Source organism: Dongia sp., from assembly GCF_041909655.1.
Classification (GTDB): domain Bacteria; phylum Pseudomonadota; class Alphaproteobacteria; order Dongiales; family Dongiaceae; genus Dongia.
Genome location: NZ_JAYRDA010000001.1, coordinates 589,047 through 610,687, shown reverse-complemented (window position 1 = coordinate 610,687; position 21,641 = coordinate 589,047). Strand labels below are relative to the sequence as shown.

Sequence of the window (21,641 nt, the reverse complement as noted above, 5' to 3'; positions counted from 1 at the left end):
AACGCTGCTGGAGAAAGATCGCGGCCATCACGGCATCTCCCGGCGGCCGCCTTCGGCATTCGGGTTGCGGCGCGACGGATCGCGGCGCTGGCATTCGACCAGGATGTCGCGGGCGATCGGCGCGGCATTGGTCGAGCCGCCACCGCCATGCTCGACCACGACCGAGATCGCATAACGCGGCTGGTGCACAGGGGCAAAGGCGATGAACAAGGCATGATCGCGGAACTGCCAGGGCAGATCCTCGTTCTTGCGCACACCAGTCGAGCGTTCGGCCATGGTGATGCGGCGCACCTGGCTGGTGCCGGTCTTGCCCGCCATCTCCATGCCGGGAATTTCAATGCGGCGGCGATAGGCCGTGCCGCGCTGATCGTTGGTGACCAGATCCATGCCGCGGCGGATGATGGCGAGATGTTCCGGGTTGAGCCCCATCGACGGATAGCCGAGGGCATCGGCCCGCCCCGCCTGGGCGGCAGCCAGCGTGGGATCGGTGCTGGGCGGGGACGAGGCGCCATAGCGTTTGAAGATGTGCGGCGTCACGGCATAGCCGCCATTGGCGATACGCGCCGTCATCACGCAAAGCTGCAAGGGCGAGGTGAGGATGAAGCCCTGCCCGATGCCTGCGACCAGGGTTTCACCAGGATACCATTTCTCGCCCAGAGTTCCCAATTTCCAGGCCTGATCGGGGATAACCCCGGGTCGTTCGCCAGGCAAATCGATGCCGGTAAGCTGACCCAAGCCAAAGCGGCGCGACATTGCGGCAATCGCATCGACGCCGATGCGGCGGGCGATGTCGTAATAATAGACGTCGCAGGAATGCTGAAGCGCGTCCAGCATGTCGACATGGCCGTGACCGCCCTTCTTCCAGCAATGCAGTCGCATCGGCCCAAAGACGTAGTGGCCAGGACAGAACACGCTGAAATTGGGATTGATGCCGGCCTCGAGCGCCGCCAGGGTCGTCATCGTCTTGAAAGTGGACCCCGGCGCGTAGCCGTCGGAAATGGTCTTGTTGGTCAGGGGCCGGAACATGTCGGCATTGAGGCTTTGCCATTCCGGCGAGGTGATGCCGCGATAGAAGGCCGCCGGATCGAAACTCGGCGTCGAGGCCATGGCAAGAACTTCGCCGGTGAAGATATCCATCACCACGGTCGAACAGGATTGCTCGGCGGCGAGGCGCTGCTGGGCGAATTCCTGGAGACCAATATCGATCGTGGTCACGAGATCGCTGCCGGGCTTGCCCTCGTCACGCGACAATTCGCGGATGACGCGGCCGACCGAATTCACTTCCATGGCGGAACGGCCGGCAGAGCCACGCAAGGCCTCGTCATAGGCCTTCTCAAGCCCGTTGCGGCCGATGCGGAAGCCCGGCAGGGTCAGAAGCGGATCTGGATCCTCGGCTACTTCCTTTTCGTTGGGCGTCTGCACATAACCAAGGATATGCGCGGTAAGACCGCCGAAGGGATAATAGCGCTTCTGATCTTCCTCGATGGAAATGCCGGGCAGTTCGGGAAGATTGAGTTCGACCTGGCTCATCTGCTCCCAGGTCAGATCCTCCTTGATCGGAATCGGCGTGAAGGCGCGGTTGCGCTTCAATTCACGCATCACCTTGGTACGCTCGCGCTCGGACAAGGGAACGAGCCGGGCAAAATCGCCCAGCGTCTGCTCGAGATCCTTGGTCTGCTCGGCTACCAGGATGGCGCGATAATTCGGGAAATTGGCGGCCAGCGGCACACCGAAACGATCGAGGATGAGACCCCGCGGTGGCGGCAGCAGGCGCACATTGATGCGATTTTCTTCGGCGAGCAGCCGGTATTTGTCCGCTTCGACCACCTGAAGGTAATAGAGCCGCGACACCAGCGCGCCGACCAGCGTCGCCTGCAACCCACCCAGGATCGCCACCCGGCGCGAGAATACCTTGTTCTGGTTTTGGGTCTGTTGCTTGGATCCTGCCATGGTCTTTGCTCAGGCGCTCGGCAGCAAACGCCGCTCGATCCAGGCGTAGAAGGCGGCAAGCGGCGGATAGCAGGTGAAGGCCAAGAGGAACAGGCGCAAGGCCTCGCTCGGGTCGACAAATTGTTCCTGCAGGAACGAAACCAGCAGCCAGGTCAAGATCGCGGCTCCGGCCGCCACCAGCCCGAAAACCATCCAGATGAGAAAGAACGGCAAGCCAATCACCGCTTTCCGGCGCGACAGGGCCGCGCCATGGACGATAAGCAGAACCAGAAGGCCAACACCGAACGGCGCCAGGGTCAGGAGGTCGTGGACCAGGCCGATCGCCAGCACGCCCCACATGGTCATCAAACCCGGCTGATGCAATGACCAGAAGAAGACCGACACCATGACGCAGGCCGCACCGATCGTCCCCAGCTTGGGGAGATGCCAGGAAAGGAGCGCCACGAACAGCAGCAATATCGTCAAGGAGACAGGCAATGCCGCCCGCCAGGCGGTATCCAATTGCTGGCCGAAAGTCGGTCGGATCACTGGCCCGATCCGCCCTGCTGAGGTTCCAGGGCCTTGGTGGTGTCGACGCCCAGATCCTCCTGCAGGATCCCCGGCAGGGTAAAGTCGATGATGCGGAGGACTTCAAGGCGGCTGAAATCCACATAGGGCCGCAGTTCAACGCGGCCATTCTCGACCGAAACCACCTCGCCCACCGGCAGACCCGCCGGAAAGACGCCGCCCTGCCCGGAGGTCACGACACGGTCGCCGACCTTCACGTCGCTGTCGCGCGGCAGATAAAGGAGTTCCGGCAGATCGGAATTCCGCCCGGCGAGCACGGCCTGATCACGGCTACGCTCGGCAACCACGGGCACGCGGGCGTTGATGTCGGTCAGCAGCAGGATCCGCGCCGAGCGTTCGCCGACTTCGAGCACGCGGCCGGCAAGACCGGCACCCGTGACGGCAGCCTGCCCCTTTGTAACCCCCGCGCGGCGACCACCCAGCACGATCAGCGAGCGAACATAGCTCGACGTCGTATCGGCAACCACTGTGGCGGTGATGAAGCTGGCGCGCGGTCCGGGCTGGAAGTTGAGGATCTCGCGCAGATTGGCATTCTCGGCCTGAAGCTCGCGCGCGACGCGCTGCCATTCGATCAGCGTTTCATTCTGCAGACGAAGAGATTCGTTTTCGGCCTTCAGCGCCAGATAGTCGCGCACATCGCCAGCGGTCTCGCGCGCGGCATCGATCGGGCGTGACACGGCATTAATCACTGGCGCCGCCAGGTCGATCGTGAGCATCCGCACATGGCTGACGAGAACCGAATCCGGCTTGCCAATGAGCATCAGTCCGAAGGCTAGGGCAACCAGGAGAACGAAGGTGAAACGATGGGTCCAGGACCGGGAGACCGCAGCGGCCCCGATCGCTCCCGTACGCTTATTCACCGATGCAGCCTCCTAGAGTGTGACCGATCAAATGCTACAAAGTGATGTGATTGGTCAAAGATTCAGCCATCAGCCGTGGCCAATCAATCACTTAGGGCATTTTTCCACAGGCTAGGTTAAAGCGCAATTACCAAGCAGGGGTATTTTCGACAGAATTTGCCAAAAAAGTCGCTCTCGCCCCCGTGCCGGGGCCTCAATACATGTTTATGAGGACGTGGCGATGCGCCTTGATGTCTTCCAGGCAACGGCCCGTGCCCAGCGCGACGCAGGAGAGCGCGTCATCGGCGATCGAGACCGGCAGGCCCGTGGCGTGGCGCAGGACGAAATCGAGATTGGCGAGCAGCGCCCCGCCACCGGTCAGCACGATGCCCTTGTCGACGATATCGGCGGCAAGTTCCGGCGCCGTGTGTTCGAGGGCAACCTTGACCGCCTCGATAATGGCACCGACCGGTTCGGCCAGGGCTTCCGCCACCTGGCGCTCGGTGATCACCAATTCCTTGGGCACGCCGTTCATCAAATCGCGGCCCTTGATCTCCATGATCCGGCCCTCGCCGTCTTCCGGCGGGCAGGCCGAGCCGATTTCCTTCTTGATACGCTCGGACGAACCTTCGCCGACCAGGAGATTATGGTTGCGGCGGATATAGGCGATGATGGCTTCGTCCATCTTGTCACCACCGACGCGGACCGAGCGGGAATAGACGATGCCGCCGAGGCTGAGGACGGCCACTTCCGTCGTGCCGCCGCCGATATCGACCACCATCGAACCGGTGGGCTCGGTCACCGGGAGCCCCGCGCCGATCGCCGCCGCCATGGGCTCTTCAATGAGGTAAACCTTGCTGGCACCGGCGGATTCGGCCGATTCCTGGATGGCTCGGCGCTCAACCGCGGTCGATCCCGACGGCACGCAGACGATGATCTGCGGACGCGCGAAGGAGCGGCGGTTGTTGTGCACCTTGCGGATGAAATGCTTGATCATCTCTTCCGCGACTTCGAAATCGGCGATGACGCCGTCACGCAGCGGCCGGATGGCCTGGATGTTGCCGGGCGTACGGCCGAGCATCAGCTTGGCCTCGTCGCCCACTGCGAGGACATGCTTCTTGCCCTTCACATCGGCGATCGCCACCACGGAGGGCTCATTCAGCACAATGCCGCGCCCCTTTACATAGACCAGCGTATTCGCAGTACCGAGGTCGATCGCCATATCGGCGGAGAACATGCCCATCAGCTTCGATAACATCAGCACCACCTGCTTGCCGTCACGCGCGGCGTTTCAACTCTCACCGGATCACCCGGCACTCTCAACGCATACAACCGGAAGGATTGCCACCCGATTAACGTCGATTGCTTCGGCTTGCCCCAAGATACTTCCCACCAGGATCTGGCGCAGATCTCCGCCAACAGCAAAAACCCTAGGATTTATAATGCCTTAGCAGCCCCAATGCGCCCGACTCCGGGAGGCCCGCGCGGCCCGGTCCGGGCTTGCTTTTACCGCCCGTCCGAATTGGCGACAAGAGGATTTGTGACACGTTTCCAAGGAAGTGGCCGCGATAGCCCCGGGCGGGGGCAACCGTCACAGCATTCGTACGTCTTCATCACGACACGCGAACGTGGCGTCAATGAGGCGGTCAGAGAATGAAGCGCTGCTCGTCGACCGGCTCGGCCAGCCCGTCTTTCAAGAACTCATCCGGATCGCGCGGGATGGCGGCGAAGATCGCCAGCACCATATCGACGTTCACGCCATCTCGTGCGAGCGGGAGGCCCAGCCGGCGCACGCGGACGAAATCGCGGTTCACCAAAGTGAGGCGGCTTTCCAGATAAACCGGCCGCCCCTTTTCGGTGACCGTTTCCAGCGCCGTCTGGACCGGCTGGGTGCGTTCGGGCGGCGCAATCTCATCGAGAAAGCGGCCGGTCGCCTCGGCACCGATTAGATCCGTGAAGGCGGTACCCGCAACCCTGAAGCGAAACCGCCAGCCTTGCACGGCCTGAACACAATCGAAGAGCAGGATCTGGGCGAGGAGACGTGGCGGCAGATCGGTGGGATCGAAATCGCCCCGCGACGGCAGTTTGCCGGCACGACAGGCAGCCCGCCACAATTCATAGAGCGTGCGGAAAGGCGTCTCTTGAAGGGGCGCCGGGAGGGCGTCGATTTCGGGCATCATCATGGGGCAAGCCTGCCATCTGGCCAAGCGATGCGCAATGAGCCGCACGCCTCGGGCGAGCGATCTCCACCACCAATACGAAAAAAAGCGGCCCCTTCCGGGGCCGCTCGGCATCATCAATTGATCTTGGTTTAGTTCTTGGCCTTATCGACCAGACGGTTCTTCGCGATCCACGGCATCATGGCGCGGAGCTTGGCGCCCACTTCCTCGATATTGTGCTCGGCCTGGCGGCGGCGCGTCGCCTTGAAGCTCGGCTGGCCGGCGGCATTTTCGAGCACGAAGTCGCGCACGAAGCGGCCGGACTGGATGTCCTCGAGGACGCGCTTCATTTCCTTCTTGGTCTCTTCGGTGACGATGCGCGGGCCGGTCACGTAATCGCCGTATTCAGCGGTGTTCGAGATCGAATAGCGCATGTTCGCGATGCCGCCCTCATAGATCAGGTCGACGATCAGCTTCACTTCGTGGAGGCACTCGAAATAGGCCATTTCCGGAGCGTAGCCAGCCTCAACCAGGGTTTCGTAACCGGCCTGGATGAGGGCCACCAGACCGCCGCAGAGGACGACCTGCTCGCCAAAGAGATCGGTTTCGCATTCCTCGCGGAAATTGGTCTCGATGACGCCCGAACGGCCACCGCCGATGGCGCTGGCATAGGAGATGGCGAGTTCCAGGGCATTGCCGCTGGGGTTCTGCGCCACGGCGACGAGGCAGGGGACGCCGCCGCCCTTCACATACTCGCCGCGCACGGTGTGGCCGGGGCCTTTGGGGGCGATCATAATGACGTCGAGATCGGCGCGCGGCTCGATCAGCTTGAAATGGATGTTGAGACCGTGGGCGAAGGCGATCGCAGCACCCTTGCGCATGTTGGGGCCGAGTTCGTCGGCATAGAGCTTCGCCTGCAATTCGTCGGGGGTGAGGATCATGACCAGATCGGCCCATTTCGCAGCCTCGGTCGGGGTCATCACTTCGAGACCCTGCGAGGTCGCCTTCTGCGCCGTCGCAGAACCGGGACGCAGCGCCACGCGCACGTCCTTCACGCCACTGTCCTTGAGGTTGAGCGCATGGGCATGGCCCTGGCTGCCGAAACCGACCACGGCAACCTTCTTGCCCTTGATCAGGTTCACATCGGCGTCACGATCGTAATAAACACGCATGGTCTTTCCCTTTCAGTGAAACAGTCCCGGGCTTGGCCCGATCAGCCGGGGCATCGCCCCATCAGTTGGATTCAGTACCGCGCTTCATGGCGACGATGCCTGTGCGCGAGACATCGGCCAGCCCCAAGGGCTGCATGAGGCCGATGAAGGCATTGAGCTTCTCGGTCGAACCGGTCATCTCGAAGACGAAGCTCTCGATCGTGGAATCGACCACGCGGGCGCGAAAGATGTCGGCGATGCGCAGGGATTCCACGCGCTTCTCGCCGGTGCCGACGACCTTGACCAGCGCCATCTCGCGCTCCAGCGACGGGCCTTCGACGGTGAGATCGGTGACACTGTGCACGGGAACCAGGCGCTGCAGCTGGTTCTTGATCTGCTCGATGATCATCGGCGTGCCCGAGGTGACCACGGTGATGCGCGAGAGATGCTGTGCCGCATCGACCTCGGCCACGGTCAGGCTCTCGATATTGTAGCCCCGGCCCGAAAACAATCCGATGACACGGGCGAGGACGCCGGCCTCATTGTCGACCAGCACGGACATGGTATGGCGTTCGATCGTCATATCTTTCACGCTTGCTTGCTCCCCACCACGCATATCGGCCGGAACCGACACGCCCGAGACAACCCCCAATTGACGCCTGATCGCGCCGCTCATCAGACCAGCACCATGCCCTCTTCCGAGACCGGCTTGGCGCTCTGGTCATCGGGGCCGATGAGGATTTCGTTGTGCGGCGCGCCGGACGGAATCATCGGGAAACAATTTTCCTTTTCATCAACCGCGACGTCGACGATCACCGGACCCTTGATATCGATCATCTCTTTGATCACGCCATCAAGATCGGCGGGCTTTTCGGCGCGCAGACCCGACGCACCGAAAGCCTCGGCGAGTTTGACGAAATCGGGCAAGGCATCGCTGTAGGATTCCGAATAGCGGCCACCATGCAGCAATTCCTGCCACTGGCGCACCATGCCCATCCATTTGTTGTTCATGATGAAGATCTTCACCGGCAGGCGATACTGCACCAGCGTCGCCATTTCCTGGATATTCATCTGGATCGAGGCTTCGCCGGCAACGTCGATCACCAGCGCGTCCGGATGCGCCACCTGCACGCCATAGGCCGCCGGCAGGCCGTAGCCCATGGTGCCGAGGCCGCCCGAGGTCATCCAGCGATGCGGCTTCTCGAATTTGAGGAACTGGGCCGCCCACATCTGGTGCTGGCCCACTTCAGTGGTGATGTAGAAATCCTTGTCCTTCACCGCCGCGTAGAGGCGCTCAAGCGCGAATTGCGGTTTGATGATGGTGTCGGAGGTCTTGTATTTGAGGCAGTCGCGGCTGCGCCATTTGTTGATCTGGTCCCACCAGGCGGCGAGCGCCTTCTGATCAGTCTTGATCTGGCGCGCCTTCCAGATGCGCATCATCTCTTCGACCACATGGCCGACATCGCCCACGACCGGAATGTCGACGCGAACGCTCTTGTTGATCGAGCTGGGATCGATGTCGACATGGATCTTCTTCGAGCCCGGCGAGAAGGCATTGAGGCGGCCGGTGACGCGATCGTCGAAACGCGCGCCGATATTGATCATCACGTCGCAATCATGCATCGCGAGGTTGGATTCATACATGCCGTGCATGCCGACCATGCCCAGCGACAAAGGATCGGATGCCGGAAAGGCACCGAGGCCCATGAGCGTCTGGGTACAGGGGAAGCCGGTCAGGCGGATGAAATCCACCAGCATCTTGCAGGCGAGCGGACCCGAATTGATACAGCCGCCGCCGATATAGAAGAGCGGACGCTTGGCGCTGGCGATCAGTTCGACTGCCTTCTCGACCGCATTGCGTTCCGGCTTCTGCTGCGGGTTGTAGGAGCGGTGACGCTGGCCGGCATGATTGACGTATTCGTATTTCGCCTGCTGGACGTCCTTCGGCAGGTCGATCACGACCGGGCCAGGACGGCCGGAACGCGCCACATAGAACGCCTCATGGACCTTGCGCGACAGATCCTCGACCGACTTCACCAGGTAATTATGCTTGGTGCAGGGCCGGGTGATGCCGGTGGTGTCGGCCTCCTGGAAGGCGTCATTGCCGATGAGATGTGTGGGCACCTGACCGGTCAGGCAGACCAGCGGAATGGAATCCATGAGGGCGTCGGTGAGGCCGGTCACCGCATTGGTGGCACCGGGACCCGAGGTCACCAGCACGACCCCGACCTTGCCGGTCGAGCGGGCATAGCCTTCGGCCGCGTGGACCGCCGCCTGCTCGTGCCGCACAAGAATATGTCGCACCTTGTTCTGCTTGAAGAGCGCGTCATAGAGCGGCAAGACGGCCCCGCCGGGATAGCCGAAAATGACCTCAACCCCTTGGTCAATCAGCGCTTTGACGATGATTTCCGCACCGCTGATGGGTTCCGCTGCCATGATCCGATCCTCGCGCTCTTGCTTGCGCCGCCAAAAAACGCGCCCTTTTCGGGCACAAAAATACCAATCGCAGGGCGTTTATCGCACTGCGGCGAGGCGGACCTTAGTGTCTGGCTATGAGAGGGTCAACCACAAATCGCGAATTTTGTGGCGCAATTCTGTCGTATAACTTTGCGAAAATTTCATAGCTGGCAGGTCAGGCGATATAAAATTCGCGGAAGGCACTTGGTGGCGAAACCAGGTCATCTGCCGCTTGGCATAGCGGCGGCTGGCCTGCTGGGCAGCGAGGATCGCCGTCTCGCGGTCGATCTCGCCCCTGGCCCAGGCCGCCAGTTCCGCATAGCCCAAGGCCTTGCGCCCCCCGGCGGCGCTGGCAGCCGGCAATGCCTCGGCCGCCCGCACCTCGTCGAGGGCACCATGGGCCAGCATCCCCAAGAAACGGGCATCGATCCCGGCATAGAGCTGCGCCCGGTCGGGCAACAGGACGATCGTCGCGAAACGATGCCGGGTGGGCGGTACCGGTGGCTGGGCCTGCCACCAGGAGAGCGGCTTGCCGGTCGCCAGCCAGACTTCCCAGGCACGGGCGATGCGCTGCTGATCGTTGGGGGCAAGGCGCGCCGCGATGACGGGGTCATGTGCCTGGAGACGCGCATGGATCGCCACCCCGCCCTCCCGGGCGATGGCGGCGCGGGCGGTCTCGCGGATGTCCACAGGGATGTCCGGCAGGGGCGAGAAACCGGCGACCAATGCCCGCAGATAGAGCCCGGTGCCGCCGGTCACGATCGGCAGCTTGCCCAAACGGTGGATGTCGGCAATTTCGCCCGCCGCCAATTCGGCCCATCTTTGGGCATCGCAGGCATCGTCGATATCCAGGAAACCGTAAAGGCGGTGCGGCACCCGCGCCTTGTCGGCCCGCGGCGGCTGCGCGGTGAGGATGGGCAGGTCGCGATAGACCTGCATGGAATCAGCGTTGAGGATTTCGCCGCCAAGACTTTCGGCGATGTCGAGGGCCAGCGCGGATTTGCCGCTGGCGGTCGGCCCGGCCAGGACCAAGACCGGCCCGCTCTCGCCGGCAGGGGCACTCTTGTCGAGCCCAACGCTTTCCTCTATACGCCCCAAAATCATGAGCCTCGTTCTGACCCTCGTCTCCGCGCCCAATCGACCCGATCTCGATTCCGGCATTATCCGCGCCATCCGTGCCGCCCTGGCCGGCGCCGGCGCCGCGCCGGCAGAGCCGGATTGGCTGGCCCCGGATCTTGCCTGCGATATCGGCTTCCGGCAGATCGATGCGGCGGCCGCGCAGGACATCACCCGTTCGCTGCTGCAGAGCCGCCGGATCGATTGTTATGCGCAGCCGGTGCTCGGACGCAAGAAGCGCCTGCTGGTCTGCGACATGGACGCCACGATCGTCACCGGCGAGACGCTGGACGATCTTTCGGTCTTCGTAAAGGACAAGGCGGCGATCGATGCCCTCACCCAGAAATCGGTGAACGGCGAAATGAGCTTCACCGAAAGCCTGATCGCCCGCGCCGAATTGCTGAAAGGCCTCACCGAGACCGAGCTCGCGGCCGCCTATGCCAAGGTCGAGCTGTCACCTGGCGCCACCACCCTCATCCGGACCCTGCGTGCGGACGGGGCCTATACCGCCCTCGTCTCCGGCGGCTTCCGCTATTTCACCAGCCGGGTGCGCGACCGCGTCGGCTTCTTCGCCGACATCGCCAATGATTTCGAGATGAAGGACGGCAAGACCACCGGCAAACTCATTTCGCCGATCGTCGATCCGGAGGGTGAATATGGCAAGCTGGGCCGCCTGAAACATCTGGCCAAGAAACTCGGCCTCGACATGAGCGCCACGGCCGCCATCGGTGACGGCGCCAACGACATCCCGATGCTATCCGCTGCCGGCCTCGGCTGCGCCTATCGCGGCAAGGCCAAGGTCAAGGCTGCCATCCGCTGCCAGCTCGATCACGCCGATCTTACCGGCCTGCTTTATTTCATGGGCTACCGGCAGAGCGAGTTCGTGGCCTAAGCCTCAGCTCTTGCCGATCTTCACGGCGACCCATTGAAAATCGCCCTGGCGGTTGATGAGCAGGGTGACCAGCCGATAGCCGTTATCCTGGGCCGATTTCACGCGGTCGCGGACATCAGCCGGGGTGGCGACCGCCTTCTGGTCAACCTCGGCGATGATGTCGCCCGGACGGAGATCCTTCTCGGCCGAGGTGCTGTTGGGATCGACGGTCAGGATGACGACGCCCTCCGCATTCTCGGGAAGATCGTATTTTTCGCGCAAGGCGTCGTTGATGCGGCCGACATCAAGGCCCAGGAGATCGATGCGGTCGCCCTTGCCCTGTTCCGCCGTTTCCGGCTCGCCGCCGGGCTGCGTGGTCTGGGCCGCGGCTTCGGCCTGCTCGTCCAATTCACCCAGCTCGACGGTAAGGGTGGTCTTGGCGCCTTGACGCCAGATCGAGACCGGAACCTTTTTGCCAAACTGCGTATCGGCGACCAGACGCGGCAATGAGCGCATGTCCGAGACTTCACGGCCGTCGAATTCCAGAATCACGTCGCCCTGGCGGATGCCCGCCTTGTCGGCCGGGCCATCGGTCGAGACGCTGGAGACAAGGGCACCCTTCGCCGCGGGCAACCGCAGGCCTTCGGCCAGTTCGGGGCTCACGGTCTGGATGCGGACCCCCAGCCAGCCGCGGCGCGGATGGCCGAATTCCTTGATCTGGGCAATGACGCCCTTGGCAAGGTTGGCCGGGATCGAGAAGCCGATACCGACCGACCCGCCAGACGGCGAATAGATCGCCGAATTGATGCCGACCACCTCGCCCGCCATGTTGAACATCGGGCCGCCGGAATTGCCGCGATTGATCGAGGCATCGGTCTGGATGAAATCGTCATAGGGACCGGCATTGATGTCGCGCTGGCGCGCCGAGACGATGCCCGCCGTCACGGTGCCGCCAAGGCCGAAGGGATTGCCGATGGCCAGCACCCAATCGCCAATGCGCAATTCATCGGAATCGCCCCATTTCACCGCCGGCAGCGGTTTCGAGGTTTCGACCTTGAGCAGCGCCAGATCGGTCTTCTCGTCGCGGCCGACCAGGGTCGCCTTCAGTTCCTCGTTGTCATGGGTGATGACGGTGATTTCTTCCGCGTTCTCGATGACGTGGTTGTTGGTGACGATATAGCCGGTAGCATCGATGACGAAGCCGGAACCCAGCGAGGTCGCCTTGCGCGGGCGCGGCGTCTCGCCATCCTGCCGGTCGAGGAACTCGCGGAACATCTCGTCGAGATCCTGGACCTGGCTGTCGGCGGAGACGGTCTGGGTGGTGGAGATGTTGACCACCGCCGGCAGGGTCTGTTCGGCGAGGTCGGCGAAACTTTCCGGCGCCGAGCGCGCCGCCGCCAGCTTGGCACCCGCCAGGAGCGCCATCAGCAGCACCAGGAGAACAAGGCCGAGCGCGCGGAATTGCCAGATTTGCGGCCGGGCCTGGGAAAGGGCGATGGCGCGTGCTGGGCGTCGGCTCTTCATGTTGTCGATCCTCGTTTCAATCAAGTCTGCCTGGGGCGTATCCAACGGGAATACGGTAGCCAAGTGCCGGCAGATTGCCACAGAAATTCCGATTTCGTCAGTATAACGCAAAAACCGACCGGACAATCGCCCGATCGGTTTTCTACGTCATGAGTACCGGCCCATCCGGCCGGAGATCAACAAGGTCATTCGGTCGCGGGTTTCCCGCTTTCGACACCGAAATAGCGGAAGAAATCGCCGGTCGGCGGGCCGACATAGGTGGTCGTATCGCCGCCCAAACCTTCCTGCATCGCCTGCAAGGAACGATAGAAATCGAAGAAGGCGGCGTCTTTGCCGAAGGCTGCGTTATAGATGCCGATGGCCTCGGCGTCGCCCTGACCGCGCAGGATTTCGGCCTGACGACGAGCATCGGCAACCAGCACCACCCGTTCTTTATCCGCCTCGGCCCGCTTTTCACGCGCTTCTCGCGCACCTTCGGCACGGATGCCGGCAGCTTCCTGCGCGCGCTGGGTGCGCATGCTGTTGAAAACGGCCTCGCTGTTCTGGACGGGAAGGTCAACGCGCTTGAAACGCACATCGACGATTTCGATCCCATAGGGTTCGGCTGCCTGACGGGTCAGTTCCTCTTTCACCTGTCGCATGATGTCGGCACGTTTCGGCGTCAAGGTATCGGTCAACGGCACGTTGCCGATAACGCTGCGCAAGGTCGCCAACAGGACGCTCTGGATCTGGCTTTCCGCGTTCGCATAGGTGCGGCCGACACGATAGAAGGTCAGTGAATCCTTGATGCGATAGCGCACGAAGGCGGAGACGACGATGTACTTCTGGTCGCGCGTCGGCAATTCGGCAATCGGCGCCTCGAAATTGCGGACGCGTCGGTCGAAGGTCAGCACCTGATCGGCAATCGGCACCTTGAACTTCAGTCCCGGCTGCTCGATCACGGCCTGAGGATTACCGAACCGAAGCACAATGGCGCTTTCCGCCTGCGGCACGATGAAGGTGGAACTGTAAAGGCCGATCGCGATGGCAATCACGACAACGACAATGGCGACAATCTTGCCCTGGTTCATTGCGAGGCTCCCGTCGGGCTACCGGTCGACGAGGTCGACGGCTGAATTTCGCTGGAATCCCGCGCTGCCGGGCGGTTCTTCAACAATTGATCCAGCGGCAGATAGGGCACAGCGCCCCCGGATCCGGCACTGGAAGGGTCAATCAGGATCTTGTTCATGTTGGACAGAATGCGCGCCATGGTTTCGAGATAGAGACGCCGCTCCGTGATCGCGGGAGCCTGACGGTATTCCTCGTAGATGGAGATGAAGCGCTCCGCGTCACCTTGGGCGATCGAGACTTTTTCGGCCTTATAGGCTTCGGACTGGCGCACCAATTGTGCGGCCTGCCCCTTTGCTTCCTCGGTCACCTGGTTGAAATAGGCCTGCGCGTCGTTAATGGCCGCGTCACGATCGGCGCGCGCCTTCTGCACGTCGCGGAAGGAATCCATCACTTCGGCCGGCGGCTGCACCTGCTCCACCGACAATTGCTCGATGCTGATGGCACCGTTCGTGGCACCCGGCAGCTTGTAGCTGTCCAGCATTTGCTGAGCCAGGATTCGAGCCTCGGATTCGACGGCGCTTTTGCCCTGGGTGATGGCATATTCGAAGCTGGAGCGGCCGATGATCTCGCGAATTGCGGCCTCGACCGCATTCTTGACACTGGTCGCAGGGTCGCTCAAGCCAAAGAGGTATTGCTCGACATCCTTGATGCGCCAGAAAACCGTGGCTTGAAGGTCAATGATGTTCTCATTGCCGGTCAGCATCAGGCTTTCTTCAGGGATCGCACGCTTCGGCCCGCCAGCCACTTCCGTCCGATAGCCCACGGTGACGCTGTAACGCGTCGACACATCCGGCGTTTCGGAAGATCCGATCGGCGCCGGCCAGTTCCACCGGAGGCCCGGCGTGGTCTGGCTGATGAAGCGGCCAAAGACGATATTGACGCCGACCTGGCCCGGATTGACGACGTAGAAGCCGCTGAGCAGCCACAGCACGATGGCCACGGCGACGATGAGAAGAATGGCGCGACCGGAGCCGAAGCCGCCCGGCAGGAAGTTTTTCATGCGATCCTGGCCGCGGCGGATCATTTCCTCGAAATCGGGAGGCTGATTGCCACCCCCGCCGCTACCGCCGCCGCGTCCCCCCCACGGGCTCTGCCCGTTGCCCCACGGGCCGCCCTGATTATTCCACGCCATAAGGATCCTCAAATCTGGTCACATTATCGGCCGTTGCCGACCTGTTCGATCGCCGACCTGTCTGTTAAAGGCGCCATGAGACGGCGCCATCTCCCTGAACCCGTTCCCGGGCACTCTTCCTTTGATCGTGCCAAAGCCTTATATGACAGCCGCCGCGGCATCGCAATCGATGCCGGAATCGCGCCAAATGTCGCGATTTCCGCACACGGCCCACATGCGCGGCTTATATCGGGGCCAACGTAAGGGATTTCAAGCATGGCCAACACCACCGAAAGCGAAATTCGCGCGGCACTCGCCGCCATAGAAGCTCCCAATGGCGGCGATATCGTCAGCCGCGGCATGGTTCAGGGTCTGGTGCTGCGAGAAGGCCATGTCGGCTTTTCAATTGAGGTCGACCCAGCCAAGGGCGCCCAGATGGAACCCCTGCGCAAGGCCGCCGAGGCCGCAATCATGAAGCTGCCGGGGATCCTGTCCGTGACCGCGGTCCTGACCGCGCATAAGGGCGCCGGCCAGCCAGCCCGCCAGGCGCCCCCCGCCGCAACGCCGGCAGGCCGCCCGGGCGGCGGCAAGGCGCTGGTGCCGGGCGTCAAACACATCATCGCCATCGCCAGCGGCAAGGGCGGTGTCGGCAAATCGACCACGGCCACCAATCTTGCCCTCGCCTTCACCACGCTGGGGCTTCGGGTCGGATTGCTGGATGCCGATATCTACGGCCCCTCGCAGCCGCGCCTGATGGGCCTCTCCGGCCGCCCGGAGAGCCGCGACGGTAAGACCCTGGAGCCCAAGGTCGCTTTCGGCGTCAAGGTCATGTCGATGGGCTTCATCGTCGAGGAAGACACGCCGATGATCTGGCGCGGGCCGATGGTCATGAGCGCCATCACGCAATTGCTGCGCGAGGTGAACTGGGGCGATCTCGACATCCTGGTCTGCGATTTGCCGCCGGGCACCGGCGACGCCCAACTCACCATGGCGCAATCGGTGCCGCTGGCCGGCGCCGTGATCGTCTCAACCCCGCAGGACATCGCCCTCCTCGATGCCAAGAAGGGCCTCAACATGTTCAAGAAGGTCGATGTGCCGGTGCTGGGCATCATCGAGAACATGAGCTATTTCAGTTGCCCCAATTGCGGCCATCGTAGCGAGATTTTCGCCCATGGCGGCGCCAAGCGCGAAGCCGACAGAGCCGGCGTCGAATTCCTGGGCGACATCCCGCTCGACATCCAGATCCGCGAGACCTCCGATGAGGGCCGGCCGATCGTCGCCAGCGATCCCACTTCGCCGCACGCTTTGGCCTATGGCGAGATCGCCGCGAAGGTCTGGAACAAGCTTGAAAAAACACCGCAGCGCGCGGCCCCGCGCATCGTCCTGCAGTAACACCGCCACCGGAGATCGATCATGAAAGCCAGCGTGACCTGGATTGAGGGCGGTGTCTTCGCCGCGACAAGCGGCAGCGGCCATGGCCTGCTGATGCATGCGCCGCTGGTGGCCGGCAACCCCACGACCGCGCCCTCACCCATGGAATTAGTTCTTATCGGCACCGGCGGCTGCACTGCGGTCGACGTCGTCACCATCCTGCAAAAGGGCCGCAATGACGTGCGCGGCTGCGTCTGCCGGCTGGAATCCGAACGCGCCGAGACGCCGCCCAAAGTCTTTACCAAGATCAACATGCATTTCGTCGTGACCGGCAAGGGCTTGAAGCCGGATGCCGTCCAGCGCGCCATCGATCTGTCGGCAGAGAAGTACTGCTCGGCCTCGATCATGATCGGCAAGACCGCCACGATCACGCATTCCTTCGAGATTGTGGAGGCCGTCTGACGCCGCATGCCGCCCGGCGGTTGACTCCGGGCGCCACGCCTGCCCCAATGTAAGAGGCGCATTTCTTTGGACGTGCCGGCGTGACAGCAAAAATCGGCCTCAAACGAGGATTGATCGTTCTGACCGCGGTCGCTATCGCCGGCGCCATCTTCGTTGCCGGTGAGGTCGTTCTGCATCGCGACCGTACCGAGGCGGCGAACAAGCAGCTGGAAGGCGAACTCAATTTTCTGGCCGGCCGGCTCAGCGCCGAAATTGAAGCCAGCGAACATTTGGGACGCGGCCTTGCCGCGGTGATTGCCGTCCGGGGCAGCATGTCGCGGGCGGAGTTCAACGCGGCCTGTGACATCCTGATGAAGGACGAGCGGAAGATCCGCAACATCTCGCTGGTGGTCGGCACGGTCATCACGTTTAACTGTCCCGAAGCAGAAAATGCCGGCACGATCGGCGTCAATCTGCGCGACCGTCCGGACCAATGGCCGGCCTTTGCGCGCATGATGGAATCCGGCCGACCGGACATTTCCGGCCCGGTCAACCTGGTGCAGGGCGGCTGGGCGATCATCACGCGCACGCCGATCCTGATGCAGCGCGCCGATGGCAGCCAAGCCTATTGGGGAACCATCAGCATCCCGCTTCGGCTGGAGGGGGTATTGGCAGCGACCGGCATCGACGAAGCTGCGACGCGCCTGGATATCGCCATTCGCGGCAACCGCAATTCGAGCTTAGCGCCGGAGGTGCTGTTCGGCGATCCAACCGTGTTCGCGGAAGATCCCGTCACGGTGCCGATTGTCTTTCCGGATGGGGATTGGCTGCTGGGCGCGCGCAAAGTGGCCCCTACCCTGGACATCTGGTCACTGGATCGGCAGCGCGTGATGGTCATAGCCATCGCCCTGCTGTGCGGCAGCCTGCTCTATATCGTCGCCATCTACGCCGAGCGGCGCCGGCGCCTGGAGCGCGAATCGAACCGCAATCGCGACCTGCTGCGCGCCTTCATGGAGCATTCTCCGATCGCGATGTATGTGAAGAATACCGAGGGGCATTACATCGACCTCAACGCGGAAGCACGCGATGCCTTCCGCGTCGGCGATCGTCCCTATGTCGGCGCGAGCGCCGCGGATTTCTTCGAAACCGATATGCTGGACGACTTGAGGGCCAACGATGCCCGCGCCATGGCGGGGGAAGTGGTGCGAACGGAACGGCACTCGCCGCGCGGCGCCACCTACCAATACGAACGCGAGATCAAGTTCCCGGTCATCGACCAGCAGGGCAAGGTCATTGCCATCGGTGGCTATGTCATCGATATCTCGGGCAGCAAGCAGGCGGAGTTGCGGCTGGTCCAGGCGCTGAAACGCGCAGAGACGGCCAACCGCGCAAAATCCGAGTTTCTGGCGACGATGAGCCATGAACTGCGCACGCCACTCAATGCGATTATCGGTTTTTCCGACGTCATGAAAGGCCAGATGTTCGGACCGATCGACAATCCGCAATATCTCGACTACATCACCAAAATTCATGAGAGCGGCAAGCATCTCGCCGATCTGCTGGGCGGCATCATCGACCTCTCGGCCGTGGAATCCGGCCATCTCGAAATCAAGATCGAAATGCTGGCACCCAGCGACGTGATCAAGGATTGCCGCACCATCGTCGAATCCCTGGCACGCGAGCACCAGCACGAACTGGTTTTCGACGACCAGGCCACCGGCACTTGCCGTGGCGATCGGCGCCTGTTGCGCCAGGCACTGCTCAACCTCGCCAGCAATGCAGCAAAATATACGCGCAAGGGCGGTCGGATTACGATGGGGAGCGAGGATCGCGGCAACGAGATTGTTTTCCGTGTCTCCGATAACGGCATCGGCATGTCACCGACGGAAATCGAACGTGCCTTGCAACCCTTCACTCGACTTGGCGATCCCATGCGCGCCGAGGTCGGGGGTTCAGGCATCGGCCTTACCCTGGTAAAGCGGCTGGTCGAAGCGATGAACGGCTCGCTTTCCATCACAAGCATACCCGGTACCGGCACTCAGGTGGAAATCGCCCTGCCGCGCGGGTGAGCCTCAGGCCAGCATGGGCCAGAGCGTCGCCGCAAGCAACAAACCCATGGTTATGTTGAACCATTTCAAGCGCTCGGGATCAGCCAGGAAGCCGCGCAGCGCAACGCCAAAACCGGCCCAGCTCGACACGGCCGGGAAGTTGACGAGAGTGAAGGCAATGGAAATCAGGAGCACCGAGTGGAACGGTGCCTCTGGGCTGGTATAGACGGCCATCGTCGTCATCGCCACCACCCAGGCCTTGGGATTGATCCACTGGAACGCGGCGGATTCCAGAAACGTCAGCGGCCGCGCCGTCACCGCATCCGTCGCGGACATGCCCCGCGACATGCCAATGCGCCAGGCGAGATAAAGGAGGTAGCCCCCACCGGCAATCTTGAGGGCAAGATGCAGTGGGGGAAACGCCATCAGCAGGGCCCCCAGCCCCAAGCCGACGCCAAGCAGCAGGAGCTTGAAGCCCACCGTGATGCCCAAGACCTGCGGCAAGGTGCGCCTGAAGCCGAAATTCGCCCCCGAACTCAGCAGCATGAAATTGCTAGGCCCCGGCGAAATCGACGTCACGAAGGCGAAGACCGAAAGAGCAAGCAGCGTTTCCAATGTCATGCTCATTCCCCCCTAAAGATGCGTGACATGGAGCGCCCCGCCCCATTTGTTGTTGAGATAGGTGCAGACCAATTGCCGATGACAATGATGCGGTGTCGCCTCCGAGCAGAGCAGGCAGGCATGATCGAACATGGCCGGCGTCAACGCCTTTTCGACCTGGCGCGCCGCCATCAGTTTCATGAATTGCTTCTGATAGACTTCCCAGGCGCCCTTTTCCTGCTTGAAGCCCTTGAGAATTTCCTCGGTCGGAGCTAGCAGGGGCTGATGGAGATAATTGGCACCGCAGATTTCTTTCAGGAAAAAAGCGAGGTCGTCGGCTTTGGCGAAACCAGCGAGCTGCGACGTATTGTGAAGCCGCACATCCATCACCTGGCGCACTTTTGCCTGTTTCAACCGATCGAAAAAGTGTTCGGCCGTGGATTTGGTGAAACCGATCGTGGCGATTTCGATCTTCATGACGTTACCCTTTCGCAATGGATTTCATGATGGGCGGCGCAATGCCGTTCGCCTATTGGCAATATTGACATTTTGGGTATCATTGTTGCCATGAAGCTTCAGATATTGGCCTTGGATGGCGTCTTCGACACCGGCTTGGCGGCACTGCTCGACGTCTTCACCACCGCCAACGAGCTCGCCGCCATGCTGACCCTGGATGTGGCGCCATTCGAAGTCGCCATCGTCGGTCCCCGGCGCAAGATCCGCACGGCCCAGGGCTTCGCCGTGCCGCTCGCCGAAAGCTTCGATCCCGCGGCGGCGGATTGGCTGGTGGTGCCGGCGATCGGATACAAAATGCCGGAGGCACTGATACCGGCCTTGCAACGCCCCGATGTGCACGATGCGGTGGCGGCGCTGCGGCAAGGAGCAGCGGCCGGCACACATATCGCCGCCGCCTGTATCGGCACCTTCGTGCTGGCAGAATCCGGATTGCTTGAGGGTGAGAAGGCCACCACGACCTGGTGGCTGGCACCGCTCTTCCGGCAGCGATACCCTGACGTCTTGCTGGAGGATGCGCGGATGCTGGTGAAATCCGGCAGCTTCGTGACCGCGGGTGCTGCCCTCAGCCATATGGATCTGGCGCTGTGGCTGGTGCGTCAGGCGAGCCCCGATCTCGCCGGGCTCGTCGCGCGCTATCTCATCGTCGATTCACGGCCGGCTCAATCGGCTTATGCCATCGCCGATCATCTCTCTCATGCCGACCCCCTGGTAGAGAAGTTCGAGCGCTGGGCACGCGGGCGATTGGCGGAAGGCTTTTCACTGGACGATGCCGCCGAGGCGATCGGCACCAGCAAGCGCACGCTCGCGCGCCGGATGCAGCAGGTCCTGGGCAAAAGCCCACTATCCTGTTTTCAGGATTTGCGCGTCGAGCGCGCGGTGCACCTTCTCAAGACCAGCGAGCAAAGCCTGGAGCAGATCGCCGCCCTGGTCGGTTATGCCGACGGCGTCACCTTGCGCAGCCTGCTGCGCAAGCGCCTGGGGCGCGGCGTGCGTGAATTGCGGCTGCCCGATTAAGGCTGGCCGATTAAGGTTGCTTGAAGAAATCTTCCGGCAGATCGCCGATGTCCGGCGGCACGGTGAGCTTGGGTGCAAAGGCGAGAGAGCGTTTCTGCGCCGCTTCCAGTTGCGCCGGCGTGAGGAAGGCGGCCACCGCTTCGCGCAACTTGATCATGTCAATCCGCTCTTTGCTTTCAGGCAGATGAGCAACAGCGATGTTGTACCAGACATAGGCCTTGCCGGGATCGAGCAGCGCACCTTCGCCGCGCTCGTACAACTGCGCCGTCGGCGCATAAGCGGCAAAGCACCCCTGATTGGCGGCCTTCTCGAAATAGCTCAAGGACATGCGGTAATCGACCGGCACGCCCTGGCCGAAATAATAAACGATTCCCATAAGCCGCTGGGCAACCGGATGCCCCACATCGGCAAGTTTTTTGAAGACCGGAATCGATACCGCGAAATCGCCGGCCGTATAGGCGGCCCAGGCGGCGTCCACGCCTTTCTCCAGCGGGTCCCAGGTATAGGGCACATCGTCGACAATCACCGGACGCTTGCAGGCGCGCCGGTCAATGGCGGCATCGGACAGAATCAGTTGGCGCGGCGGCCCGACCGGTTGCACCGTCGGGTCGGCAATATCTGCCGCGTCCTGGGCATGCGCCGGCACGGCCATGGCCAAAAGAACCAGGATAAACAAGGCCATCGGCCACCAGATGGGGCGGGCCAAGTGCTGAGATCGCATCATGTCCCGAAAATAGCACGATCCGGGCCAAGTCACAGAGCGCGTCTTGCAGGGCGGGTCTTGCAGGCAGCACGA

The 21,641-nt window shown here is 62.4% G+C and carries 20 protein-coding genes; 5 read left to right on the top strand and 15 right to left on the bottom strand.

Features of this window, described 5'->3' with window-relative positions; all coding sequences use genetic code 11:
• Positions 1-27: 27 nt before the first annotated feature.
• The 9 genes from mrdA to miaA all read right to left on the bottom strand — a co-directional run bounded on the left by mrdA (position 28) and on the right by miaA (position 10,227).
• Positions 28-1,950 (bottom strand): penicillin-binding protein 2, encoded by a 1,923-nt coding sequence (gene mrdA / locus ACE3PR_RS02710; RefSeq protein WP_374367861.1) that lies wholly within the window; start codon positions 1,948-1,950, stop codon positions 28-30.
• A gap of 9 nt (positions 1,951-1,959) precedes the next feature.
• Positions 1,960-2,478, bottom strand: a complete 519-nt coding sequence (locus tag ACE3PR_RS02705; protein WP_374367859.1) for a hypothetical protein — start codon at positions 2,476-2,478, stop codon at positions 1,960-1,962.
• Entirely contained in the window at positions 2,475-3,377 is a 903-nt protein-coding gene (mreC, locus tag ACE3PR_RS02700; protein WP_374367857.1) for a rod shape-determining protein MreC, read from the bottom strand. Before mreC ends, ACE3PR_RS02705 begins: the two co-directional genes overlap by 4 nt.
• A gap of 193 nt (positions 3,378-3,570) precedes the next feature.
• Positions 3,571-4,614, bottom strand: a complete 1,044-nt coding sequence (locus ACE3PR_RS02695) for a rod shape-determining protein (protein ID WP_374367855.1) — start codon at positions 4,612-4,614, stop codon at positions 3,571-3,573.
• A 388-nt stretch (positions 4,615-5,002) separates the two neighbouring features.
• The gene (locus ACE3PR_RS02690) at positions 5,003-5,539 is read right to left on the bottom strand and encodes a PAS domain-containing protein (RefSeq protein ID WP_374367853.1); all 537 of its coding nucleotides are present in this window, start codon (positions 5,537-5,539) and stop codon (positions 5,003-5,005) included.
• Positions 5,540-5,667: 128 nt separating this feature from the next.
• On the bottom strand, positions 5,668-6,687 hold the full coding sequence (ilvC, locus tag ACE3PR_RS02685; protein WP_374367851.1) for a ketol-acid reductoisomerase: 1,020 nt from the start codon (positions 6,685-6,687) through the stop codon (positions 5,668-5,670).
• A 61-nt stretch (positions 6,688-6,748) separates the two neighbouring features.
• Positions 6,749-7,249 carry an acetolactate synthase small subunit gene (gene ilvN / locus ACE3PR_RS02680; protein WP_374368079.1) on the bottom strand — a complete coding sequence of 167 codons (501 nt, stop codon included), beginning with the start codon at positions 7,247-7,249 and terminating at the stop codon, positions 6,749-6,751.
• Between the two features lie 92 nt (positions 7,250-7,341).
• Positions 7,342-9,102: an acetolactate synthase 3 large subunit gene (locus ACE3PR_RS02675; RefSeq protein ID WP_374367849.1), complete on the bottom strand. Its 1,761-nt coding sequence runs from the start codon at positions 9,100-9,102 to the stop codon at positions 7,342-7,344.
• Positions 9,103-9,216: 114 nt separating this feature from the next.
• Positions 9,217-10,227, bottom strand: a complete 1,011-nt coding sequence (gene miaA, locus ACE3PR_RS02670) for a tRNA (adenosine(37)-N6)-dimethylallyltransferase MiaA (RefSeq protein WP_374367847.1) — start codon at positions 10,225-10,227, stop codon at positions 9,217-9,219.
• Between miaA and serB the strand changes: the two genes are divergently transcribed.
• Positions 10,226-11,131, top strand: a complete 906-nt coding sequence (gene serB / locus ACE3PR_RS02665; protein WP_374367845.1) for a phosphoserine phosphatase SerB — start codon at positions 10,226-10,228, stop codon at positions 11,129-11,131. The two genes, miaA and serB, sit on opposite strands and share 2 nt — an antisense overlap.
• 3 nt (positions 11,132-11,134) lie before the next feature.
• On the opposite strand, the gene ACE3PR_RS02660 is transcribed toward serB, so the two are convergent.
• The 3 genes from ACE3PR_RS02660 to hflK form a co-directional block, all read right to left on the bottom strand.
• On the bottom strand, positions 11,135-12,634 hold the full coding sequence (locus tag ACE3PR_RS02660; protein WP_374367843.1) for a DegQ family serine endoprotease: 1,500 nt from the start codon (positions 12,632-12,634) through the stop codon (positions 11,135-11,137).
• 185 nt (positions 12,635-12,819) lie between these two features.
• Positions 12,820-13,704, bottom strand: a complete 885-nt coding sequence (gene hflC, locus ACE3PR_RS02655; protein ID WP_374367841.1) for a protease modulator HflC — start codon at positions 13,702-13,704, stop codon at positions 12,820-12,822.
• Positions 13,701-14,876: an FtsH protease activity modulator HflK gene (gene hflK / locus ACE3PR_RS02650; protein ID WP_374367837.1), complete on the bottom strand. Its 1,176-nt coding sequence runs from the start codon at positions 14,874-14,876 to the stop codon at positions 13,701-13,703. The genes hflC and hflK overlap by 4 nt, the downstream gene beginning before the upstream one ends.
• A gap of 255 nt (positions 14,877-15,131) precedes the next feature.
• Here hflK and ACE3PR_RS02645 point away from each other — a divergent pair, with 255 nt between their 5' ends.
• The 3 genes from ACE3PR_RS02645 to ACE3PR_RS02635 all read left to right on the top strand — a co-directional run bounded on the left by ACE3PR_RS02645 (position 15,132) and on the right by ACE3PR_RS02635 (position 18,736).
• Positions 15,132-16,247: an Mrp/NBP35 family ATP-binding protein gene (locus tag ACE3PR_RS02645; protein WP_374367835.1), complete on the top strand. Its 1,116-nt coding sequence runs from the start codon at positions 15,132-15,134 to the stop codon at positions 16,245-16,247.
• 21 nt (positions 16,248-16,268) lie between these two features.
• Positions 16,269-16,688 carry an OsmC family protein gene (locus ACE3PR_RS02640; RefSeq protein WP_374367833.1) on the top strand — a complete coding sequence of 140 codons (420 nt, stop codon included), beginning with the start codon at positions 16,269-16,271 and terminating at the stop codon, positions 16,686-16,688.
• Between the two features lie 80 nt (positions 16,689-16,768).
• Positions 16,769-18,736 carry an ATP-binding protein gene (locus ACE3PR_RS02635; RefSeq protein WP_374367832.1) on the top strand — a complete coding sequence of 656 codons (1,968 nt, stop codon included), beginning with the start codon at positions 16,769-16,771 and terminating at the stop codon, positions 18,734-18,736.
• A gap of 3 nt (positions 18,737-18,739) precedes the next feature.
• Here ACE3PR_RS02635 and ACE3PR_RS02630 read toward each other — a convergent pair whose 3' ends face one another.
• The gene (locus ACE3PR_RS02630) at positions 18,740-19,336 is read right to left on the bottom strand and encodes a LysE family translocator (RefSeq protein ID WP_374367830.1); all 597 of its coding nucleotides are present in this window, start codon (positions 19,334-19,336) and stop codon (positions 18,740-18,742) included.
• 12 nt (positions 19,337-19,348) lie between these two features.
• On the bottom strand, positions 19,349-19,792 hold the full coding sequence (locus ACE3PR_RS02625; protein ID WP_374367828.1) for a DUF488 family protein: 444 nt from the start codon (positions 19,790-19,792) through the stop codon (positions 19,349-19,351).
• Between the two features lie 90 nt (positions 19,793-19,882).
• Here ACE3PR_RS02625 and ACE3PR_RS02620 point away from each other — a divergent pair, with 90 nt between their 5' ends.
• Positions 19,883-20,845 carry a GlxA family transcriptional regulator gene (locus tag ACE3PR_RS02620; RefSeq protein ID WP_374367826.1) on the top strand — a complete coding sequence of 321 codons (963 nt, stop codon included), beginning with the start codon at positions 19,883-19,885 and terminating at the stop codon, positions 20,843-20,845.
• A gap of 10 nt (positions 20,846-20,855) precedes the next feature.
• On the opposite strand, the gene ACE3PR_RS02615 is transcribed toward ACE3PR_RS02620, so the two are convergent.
• A complete protein-coding gene (locus ACE3PR_RS02615; protein WP_374367824.1) occupies positions 20,856-21,527 on the bottom strand; it encodes a tetratricopeptide repeat protein in 672 nt (223 codons plus the stop codon).
• Positions 21,528-21,641: the final 114 nt, after the last annotated feature.

What these genes read in the sequence shown, in the direction of transcription:
- mrdA (WP_374367861.1), bottom strand. Translation starts at nt 1,950, where the DNA reads ATGGCAGGATCCAAGCAACAGACCCAAAACCAGAACAAGGTATTCTCG.
- ACE3PR_RS02695 (WP_374367855.1), bottom strand. Translation starts at nt 4,614, where the DNA reads ATGTTATCGAAGCTGATGGGCATGTTCTCCGCCGATATGGCGATCGAC.
- ACE3PR_RS02690 (WP_374367853.1), bottom strand. Translation starts at nt 5,539, where the DNA reads ATGATGATGCCCGAAATCGACGCCCTCCCGGCGCCCCTTCAAGAGACG.
- ilvC (WP_374367851.1), bottom strand. Translation starts at nt 6,687, where the DNA reads ATGCGTGTTTATTACGATCGTGACGCCGATGTGAACCTGATCAAGGGC.
- ilvN (WP_374368079.1), bottom strand. Translation starts at nt 7,249, where the DNA reads ATGACGATCGAACGCCATACCATGTCCGTGCTGGTCGACAATGAGGCC.
- ACE3PR_RS02675 (WP_374367849.1), bottom strand. Translation starts at nt 9,102, where the DNA reads ATGGCAGCGGAACCCATCAGCGGTGCGGAAATCATCGTCAAAGCGCTG.
- serB (WP_374367845.1), top strand. Translation starts at nt 10,226, where the DNA reads ATGAGCCTCGTTCTGACCCTCGTCTCCGCGCCCAATCGACCCGATCTC.
- miaA (WP_374367847.1), bottom strand. Translation starts at nt 10,227, where the DNA reads ATGATTTTGGGGCGTATAGAGGAAAGCGTTGGGCTCGACAAGAGTGCC.
- ACE3PR_RS02660 (WP_374367843.1), bottom strand. Translation starts at nt 12,634, where the DNA reads ATGAAGAGCCGACGCCCAGCACGCGCCATCGCCCTTTCCCAGGCCCGG.
- hflC (WP_374367841.1), bottom strand. Translation starts at nt 13,704, where the DNA reads ATGAACCAGGGCAAGATTGTCGCCATTGTCGTTGTCGTGATTGCCATC.
- hflK (WP_374367837.1), bottom strand. Translation starts at nt 14,876, where the DNA reads ATGGCGTGGAATAATCAGGGCGGCCCGTGGGGCAACGGGCAGAGCCCG.
- ACE3PR_RS02645 (WP_374367835.1), top strand. Translation starts at nt 15,132, where the DNA reads ATGGCCAACACCACCGAAAGCGAAATTCGCGCGGCACTCGCCGCCATA.
- ACE3PR_RS02640 (WP_374367833.1), top strand. Translation starts at nt 16,269, where the DNA reads ATGAAAGCCAGCGTGACCTGGATTGAGGGCGGTGTCTTCGCCGCGACA.
- ACE3PR_RS02630 (WP_374367830.1), bottom strand. Translation starts at nt 19,336, where the DNA reads ATGACATTGGAAACGCTGCTTGCTCTTTCGGTCTTCGCCTTCGTGACG.
- ACE3PR_RS02625 (WP_374367828.1), bottom strand. Translation starts at nt 19,792, where the DNA reads ATGAAGATCGAAATCGCCACGATCGGTTTCACCAAATCCACGGCCGAA.
- ACE3PR_RS02620 (WP_374367826.1), top strand. Translation starts at nt 19,883, where the DNA reads ATGAAGCTTCAGATATTGGCCTTGGATGGCGTCTTCGACACCGGCTTG.
- ACE3PR_RS02615 (WP_374367824.1), bottom strand. Translation starts at nt 21,527, where the DNA reads ATGGCCTTGTTTATCCTGGTTCTTTTGGCCATGGCCGTGCCGGCGCAT.